The following is a 7,433-nucleotide window of genomic DNA, read 5'->3' on the forward strand; positions in this document are numbered from 1 at the left end:
ATAATGAGCTTAAGACCATTCAGAGATATTCATAGAAAGAAAACAAAAGTTATAAATGTTGGTGATGTAAAGATAGGTGGAGACAATCCTATTTCTGTTCAATCAATGACAAACACACTAACCACAGATATCCATGCAACCATTAAACAAATTAATGATATTCATGAAGAGGGTGCTGATCTCGTTAGAGTCTCTTGTCCAGATAAAGAATCTTCTTCAGCACTTAAGGAGATCATTAAGAATGTTTCAATACCAATAGTAGCAGATATTCATTTTCACTATCAAAGAGCTATTGAAGCTGCAGAAAATGGTGCAAAATGTTTAAGGATTAATCCAGGAAATATAGGTGATAAGTCAAAGATACACGATGTGTTGAGTGCTGCTAAAAATAATGACTGCTCAATAAGGATAGGAGTTAATGCGGGCTCGCTTGAAAAAGATATTTTAGAAAAATATAAAGAGCCATGTCCTGAGGCTTTAGTTGAAAGTGCACAAAGAAATATCAAAATCCTTGAGGATCAAGATTTTTTTAATTTTAAAATTAGTGTTAAGTCCTCAGATGTTTTTCTATCTATGGCTGCATATCGTCAACTTTCAAGAGTTACAAATTATCCTTTGCACCTGGGGATTACAGAGGCAGGTAGTTTTATTTCGGGCAGTATTAAATCTTCGATAGGCTTGGGATCACTTCTAATGGATGGAATAGGGGATACAATAAGAATTTCGTTATCAGATGACCCAGTTAAAGAAATCAAGATAGGCAATGAAATATTAAAGTCACTTAATTTAAGGAATAGAGGAGTACGAATTATATCTTGTCCATCTTGTGCAAGGCAAGCTTTTAAAGTTATAGATACTGTAAAAATGTTAGAAGAAAAACTTTCTCATATTAAAACCCCCTTAACGTTGTCAATTATTGGCTGTGTAGTTAATGGTCCAGGAGAAGCAGCAATGACCGACATAGGAATAACGGGAGGTGGAAAGGGGAATAATATGCTTTATTTGTCTGGTATTCAAAGTGAAAAAGTTTTATCAGAGGACATAATATCAAAAGTTGTAAGCGAAGTTGAAAAAAAAGCTGCTGAAATCGATAAAAAACTATAATGATACCTCTAAAAACCATTGAAGAATTGATATCCAAACACTCTTTGTTAGAGAAAGAGCTGTCAGCAGGTGAGGTAGATAAAAAACTTTTTGCTGAAAAATCAAAGGAATATTCAGATTTAAATGATGTAATAAATGATGCTAAAAAATATTTTTCATATGAACTTGAAAAAAAAGATTTAGAAAAAATTTTAGATGATTCTAATAGTGATGACGAATTTAAAGTAATGGCTGAAACTGAATTAAAAGACCTTAAGTTAGAAAATGAAATAATAGAAAAAAAATTAAAATTATTTTTATTGCCAAAAGATGAGGCTGATAAAAAAAATGCAATTATAGAAATTAGAGCTGGTACTGGTGGTTTAGAAGCTAGTTTATTTGCTTCAGACCTTTTTAAGATGTATGAAAAAGTTAGTCATAAAAAAAAATGGGAATTGGAATTAATAAGCATGTCTCAAAGTGAGGCAGGTGGACTTAAAGAAGTTATTGCAACAATTAGAGGAAAAAATATTTATTCAACTTTAAAATATGAAAGTGGAGTTCATCGTGTTCAAAGAGTTCCTGATACAGAAACTCAAGGAAGAGTTCACACTTCAGCTGCAACAGTAGCTGTTTTACCTGAAGCTGAAGAAGTTGATATAAAAATAAATGACTCAGATCTTAGAATTGATGTTTTTAGAGCTGGAGGCCCAGGAGGGCAGTCAGTAAATACAACAGATAGTGCTGTTAGAATAACTCATATTCCAACTGGATTATCAGTTTCTCAGCAAGATCAAAAATCTCAACACAAAAACAAAGCTAAAGGAATGTTGATTTTAAGGTCAAGACTTTATGAATTAGAGAGATCAAGAATTGAGGGACAAAGATCACAAGATCGAAAAAGCAAGATTGGAACTGGGGACCGCTCTGAAAGAATTAGAACATACAATTTTCCTCAAGGAAGAATAACAGATCATCGTATTAATTTAACATTGCATAAACTTGAAGCCTTCCTTGAAGGTGAGGCATTTGATGAAATGGTAGAAAGTTTAACATTGCAAGCTCAAGAAGAAAAATTGAGTAATCTTAATTAAAATGAATATAGAAAATTTTTTAAATGAAGGAATAAGTATTTTAAAAAAAAATAAAATACCTAATCCTCAACTTGATAGTGAAATATTATTATGTAATTCAATTAAGAAAGATAAAAGACATATTATCCTTAATCCTAAAGAATATTTGGATTCAGATCAGATAGAGATATTTAAAAATTTAATTGAAAGAAGAAAAAAAGGAGAACCTGTTGCTTATCTTGTTAATAGAAAAGAGTTTTGGAAGGATGAGTTTTTTGTTAATAAAGACGTATTAATTCCAAGACCAGACACTGAAATAATAATAGAGCAAGTTTTAAAAATTTATTCAAAAAAGACTCAATTACAAGTTTTAGATATAGGAACAGGATCAGGATGTATTCTTTTATCAATATTAAAAGAGAGAAATAATTTTTATGGAACGGGAATAGATATTTCTAAAAAAAGTATAAAAGTAAGCAAATTCAATGCAAAACAACTAAACTTGATAAATAGAGTAAAATTTTTTCATTCAAGTGTTGACAATTTTAAAATTGGCAAATATGATCTTGTTGTTTCAAACCCTCCTTATATTGAATTATTTAATTTAAAATATTTGGAAAAAGACGTAGTTAGTTTTGAGCCAAAATTAGCTTTAAGTGGTGGGTATGATGGTTTTTCAAAAATCAGAAAAGTAATTATTAGAGCAAGCAATTTGATTAAGAAAAATGGTAAATTTATTTTAGAGATAGGTTTTAATCAAAAAAATAAAGTTAAAAAAATATTAAAAGAAAAAGGTTTTTATGTAAATAAAACCATAAAGGATTATGGGAATAATGACCGCTGTATAGTAAGCACTAAAATTTAAAAAAAATAAAATTATGGTAACATTTAGAAGTAACAATAATAATCGAAGGCCACCCTTTAGAAACAATAATAATAGAAGACCTCAATTTAGAAGTAATAATGAGGGATCAAAATTTTCTAATAATGATAATTTTCAAAGAAAAGTTCCTGGAAGAAATAATCATAATGCTGTTAAACTAATTGAAAAATACAATGATTTAGCAAGAGAAGCCTTGGCAAATGAGGATAAGATTTTATCAGAAAATTATTTCCAGCATGCAGATCATTTTACTAGAGTTCAAAATGAGCAAGAAAAGCTTCGATTGGCAAGAGTTAATTCTTCTACAGCTTCAAATATAAAACCAGTAGAAGTTGAAATTAAAAATGAAAAGACAGCTGAAACAGAAAGTACTACTGAAAAAAAAATTATTTCTGAACCAACAGTTAAAAAAACTATAAAAACTACTGAAAAAAAACCAGTAGAAAAAAAAACTGTAGCTAGTTAATTTAATCCAATAATTAATTCTGATTTTAAAACATCTAATTTAATTTTAACCACCTCAAATATTTTTCTTTCGTTACCTTTTAAAATTTTTCCTGATGGCAGTTTTAATCTTTGAGAATTAACTTTTTTTCCATTAATTACAACTTCATAATGTAAATGAGGACCTGTTGATTTTCCTGTTGAACCAACATAGCCAATTATTTGCCCTTGTTTAACTCTTACTCCTTCTTTTATTCCACGTGCAAAATTTTTCATATGGGCATAAATTGTTTCATAAGTCGAGTTATGTTTAATTTTGATGCAGTTACCTCCACCACCACACCATCTTGCTCTCGTAATAATGCCACTACCCGATGCCATAATCGGAGTTCCAGTAGGAGCCGCAAAATCAGTGCCTCTATGCATTTTGTTGAATCCATCGATTGGATGTTTTCGCATTCCAAATGGAGATGAAAGTCTTGCTCCATTGATTGGAGTTTTCATCAATGCTTTCTCAACACTTTTACCATTACTATCATAATGCCCTTCACTACCTTTTTTATCAAAATAGTATAATGAATTATTTACACCACTTAAATTAAGATCAGCAAAAAGAATATTTCCAGTTTCAAAAACTTTTCCATTATCATCCTCAAAAATTTCATACATAATTTTAAAATTATCATTTTTTCTAATATCTCTCTGAAAATCTACTTGGAAACCATAAATTCTTGCATACTCAATAATTATATTGGGCTGAATATTCAAATCAACTGCAGTTTTATACAAACTTTGTATAATCTTACCTTCTTTAAAAATAATTTTTTTATTTAAATTTGTAATAATTATTTTTTTTTCAAACAAGTCTGTATTTAAAACTCTAGTTAATTGAATCTTTTTGGTTCTAGATATAGGGAATAAAAAAAAAGTAATTTTTTTATTGTTCGATTGATCAATAGTAAAATTTATATCAAGATTAGTTTTAAGATTATTTAAATTATACTCTAGATCTAAATTTTTTTTAATTTCTAAAATTTCTTCACTTGAAATAGAATAGTTTTTTAATATTTTATCAAATGTTTCACCATTAGAAACTTTATGTTGGATACTTTTATATTTAGGTTTTAAATTATCAAATATTTGATTAATACTTTTTTGAAAATAAATATTGTTTATTAATTCTTTATAATTTTCATTAATTAATTTTTTATTATTATTATAAATTGTGGTGCTAGCAATAGTGATGATTAACAATAGTGAAAGTAATGCGATCTCAACATTTTTTTTAATTAATTTAATTATTTTATTTGATCTAAATATCATCTGGAATTTTTAATTATTAATTTAGTAATGCATAAAAATCAAAAAAAACCTTGTATTTATTGAGATATTTGCCCTTATATTTAAATGCTAAATGCTTGATTTACTTTTATTTTAGCTTATAAGCAGCACACTTTCTCAATAAAATTATTGTTTAATCAATAGATTAGTGGGGATTATTGGGTGTTTTTAACTCAATTAGCTATTTAAAAAGTAAAAATTTAAGAAGAGAAGTGTGGACGGTTAAGGTTACCAAAATTTGTCGTACACACTTCAAAATCGTACAAATTGTTTTTGCAATTTGTATATGAAGCTAGTGTGCGCCGTTTTTTAACTTGAGAGTTTGATCATGGCTCAGAACGTACGCTGGCGGCACGCCTAACACATGCAAGTCGAACGAAGTAGCAATACTTAGTGGCAGACGGGTGAGTAACATGTGGGTATCTACCCTTTGGCCTGGAATAACACGAGGAAACTTGTGCTAATACCGGATAAGTCTTTACGGAGAAAGCTTTATGCACCATTGGATGAGCCCGCACTTGATTAGTTTGTTGGTAGGGTAATGGCCTACCAAGACTATGATCAATAGCTGATTTGAGAGGATGATCAGCCACATTGGGACTGAGACACGGCCCAAACTCCTACGGGAGGCAGCAGTGGGGAATCTTGCACAATGGAGGAAACTCTGATGCAGCGATGCCGCGTGAGTGAAGAAGGCCCTTGGGTTGTAAAGCTCTTTCGTCGGGGAAGAAAATGACTGTACCCGAATAAGAAGGTCCGGCTAACTTCGTGCCAGCAGCCGCGGTAATACGAAGGGACCTAGCGTAGTTCGGAATTACTGGGCTTAAAGAGTTCGTAGGTGGTTGAAAAAGTTGGTGGTGAAATCCCAGAGCTTAACTCTGGAACTGCCATCAAAACTTTTCAGCTAGAGTATGATAGAGGAAAGCAGAATTTCTAGTGTAGAGGTGAAATTCGTAGATATTAGAAAGAATACCAATTGCGAAGGCAGCTTTCTGGATCATTACTGACACTGAGGAACGAAAGCATGGGTAGCGAAGAGGATTAGATACCCTCGTAGTCCATGCCGTAAACGATGTGTGTTAGACGTTGGAAATTTATTTTCAGTGTCGCAGGGAAACCGATAAACACACCGCCTGGGGAGTACGACCGCAAGGTTAAAACTCAAATGAATTGACGGGGACCCGCACAAGTAGTGGAGCATGTGGTTTAATTCGAAGATACGCGCAGAACCTTACCAACACTTGACATGTTCGTCGCGACTTTAAGAGATTAGAGTTTTCGGTTCGGCCGGACGAAACACAGGTGCTGCATGGCTGTCGTCAGCTCGTGTCGTGAGATGTTGGGTTAAGTCCCGCAACGAGCGCAACCCTCACTTTTAGTTGCCATCATTAAGTTGGGCACTCTGAAAGAACTGCCAGTGATAAGCTGGAGGAAGGTGGGGATGACGTCAAGTCCTCATGGCCCTTACGTGTTGGGCTACACACGTGCTACAATGGCATCTACAACAGGAAGCAAAACGGCAACGTTAAGCAAATCCCAAAAAGATGCCTCAGTTCGGATTGCACTCTGCAACTCGAGTGCATGAAGCTGGAATTACTAGTAATCGTGGATCAGCGTGCCACGGTGAATGCGTTCCCGGGTCTTGTACACACCGCCCGTCACACCATGGGAGTTGGTTCTACCTTAAGGCAAGGTTTAAAACCCTTGACCACGGTATAGTCAGCGACTGGGGTGAAGTCGTAACAAGGTAGCCGTAGGGGAACCTGCGGCTGGATTACCTCCTTTCTAAGGATGAGTGAAAGTAAAATTTCACTCTAAATAATATACATCGGTAATGTTGACCGTCCTCATTTCTCTTCTTAAAGTAATGTTTCCTTCTTGTAGGGCCGGTAGCTCAGTTGGTTAGAGCACACCCTTGATAAGGGTGGGGTCGAAAGTTCGAGTCTTTCTCGGCCCACCAAAAAACCTAAATGGGGGATTAGCTCATCTGGGAGAGCGCCTGATTTGCATTCAGGAGGTAGCAGGTTCGATCCCTGTATCCTCCACCAGGAAACATTTAGTTATTAAAACTGTAAATAAAAATAATTTATATCAATATCTATATCCGAACATTAAAAGTTATTATTTAATGTTCAAAATAAAAATTTGATCACAACATAGATAAAATTTTCTTTAAAAGAAATTTTTTTCTGTGCATAAATCAAGCGTTTAAGGGCGTGTAGTGGATGCCTTGGCACTGAAAGCCGATGAAGGACGTGATATACTGCGATAAGTTTCGGGGAGCTGTATGTAAGCTTTGATCCGAAAATTTCCGAATGGGGAAACCCACCACTTTATGTGGTACTTTAAACTGAATACATAGGTTTAAAGAGACAACCTGGAGAACTGAAACATCTAAGTAACCAGAGGAAAAGAAATCAATTGAGATTCCGTTAGTAGTGGCGAGCGAACGCGGAGTAGGCCAGTAATTTTGTTAAAAAAATTTGAATAGTTTGGAAATGCTAACCATAGAGGGTGATAGTCCCGTATGAGTAATGTTTAACAAAATTCTTGAGTAAAGCGGGACACGAGAAATCCTGCTCGAATACAGGGGGACCACCCTCTAAGCC

Annotated in this window: 5 protein-coding genes, 2 tRNA genes and 2 rRNA genes (1 of these 9 running past the window's edge); 8 read left to right on the plus strand and 1 reads right to left on the minus strand. The window is 33.4% G+C overall.

The annotated features are described in order from the left end of the window. Nucleotides 1–3 precede the first annotated feature (3 nt). Genes ispG through ABXT56_RS00620 form a run of 4 tightly spaced genes read left to right on the plus strand, consistent with a single transcriptional unit; the run spans nucleotide 4 to nucleotide 3,505 of the window. The gene (gene ispG / locus ABXT56_RS00605; RefSeq protein WP_415300307.1) at nucleotides 4–1,104 is read left to right on the plus strand and encodes a flavodoxin-dependent (E)-4-hydroxy-3-methylbut-2-enyl-diphosphate synthase; all 1,101 of its coding nucleotides are present in this window, start codon (nucleotides 4–6) and stop codon (nucleotides 1,102–1,104) included. Further along, complete coding sequence (gene prfA, locus ABXT56_RS00610) at nucleotides 1,104–2,177, plus strand: peptide chain release factor 1 (RefSeq protein ID WP_415300309.1); 1,074 nt, start codon at nucleotides 1,104–1,106, stop codon at nucleotides 2,175–2,177. The genes ispG and prfA overlap by 1 nt, the downstream gene beginning before the upstream one ends. A 1-nt stretch (nucleotide 2,178) precedes the next feature. After that, nucleotides 2,179–3,021 (plus strand): peptide chain release factor N(5)-glutamine methyltransferase, encoded by an 843-nt coding sequence (gene prmC / locus ABXT56_RS00615; RefSeq protein WP_415300311.1) that lies wholly within the window; start codon nucleotides 2,179–2,181, stop codon nucleotides 3,019–3,021. 13 nt (nucleotides 3,022–3,034) lie between these two features. Then, nucleotides 3,035–3,505, plus strand: coding sequence for a DUF4167 domain-containing protein (locus ABXT56_RS00620; RefSeq protein WP_415300313.1), 471 nt, complete (start codon nucleotides 3,035–3,037; stop codon nucleotides 3,503–3,505). Here ABXT56_RS00620 and ABXT56_RS00625 read toward each other — a convergent pair. Further along, nucleotides 3,502–4,806, minus strand: coding sequence for a peptidoglycan DD-metalloendopeptidase family protein (locus ABXT56_RS00625; RefSeq protein ID WP_415300315.1), 1,305 nt, complete (start codon nucleotides 4,804–4,806; stop codon nucleotides 3,502–3,504). The genes ABXT56_RS00620 and ABXT56_RS00625 overlap by 4 nt on opposite strands. A gap of 328 nt (nucleotides 4,807–5,134) precedes the next feature. Between ABXT56_RS00625 and ABXT56_RS00630 the strand changes: the two genes are divergently transcribed. From ABXT56_RS00630 to ABXT56_RS00645, 4 genes are all read left to right on the plus strand, one after another. After that, a 16S ribosomal RNA gene (locus ABXT56_RS00630) occupies nucleotides 5,135–6,609 on the plus strand. A 98-nt stretch (nucleotides 6,610–6,707) separates the two neighbouring features. After that, nucleotides 6,708–6,784, plus strand: a tRNA-Ile gene (locus tag ABXT56_RS00635). Between the two features lie 12 nt (nucleotides 6,785–6,796). Then, nucleotides 6,797–6,872 (plus strand) — tRNA-Ala (locus tag ABXT56_RS00640). A gap of 150 nt (nucleotides 6,873–7,022) precedes the next feature. Beyond that, nucleotides 7,023–7,433: ribosomal RNA gene (locus ABXT56_RS00645) — 23S ribosomal RNA — on the plus strand (it continues 2,342 nt past the right edge of the window). Together the 16S and 23S rRNA genes with 2 tRNA genes alongside form the textbook arrangement of a ribosomal RNA operon.

This window comes from Candidatus Pelagibacter sp. Uisw_134_02, from assembly GCF_047720265.1.
GTDB lineage: Bacteria > Pseudomonadota > Alphaproteobacteria > Pelagibacterales > Pelagibacteraceae > Pelagibacter.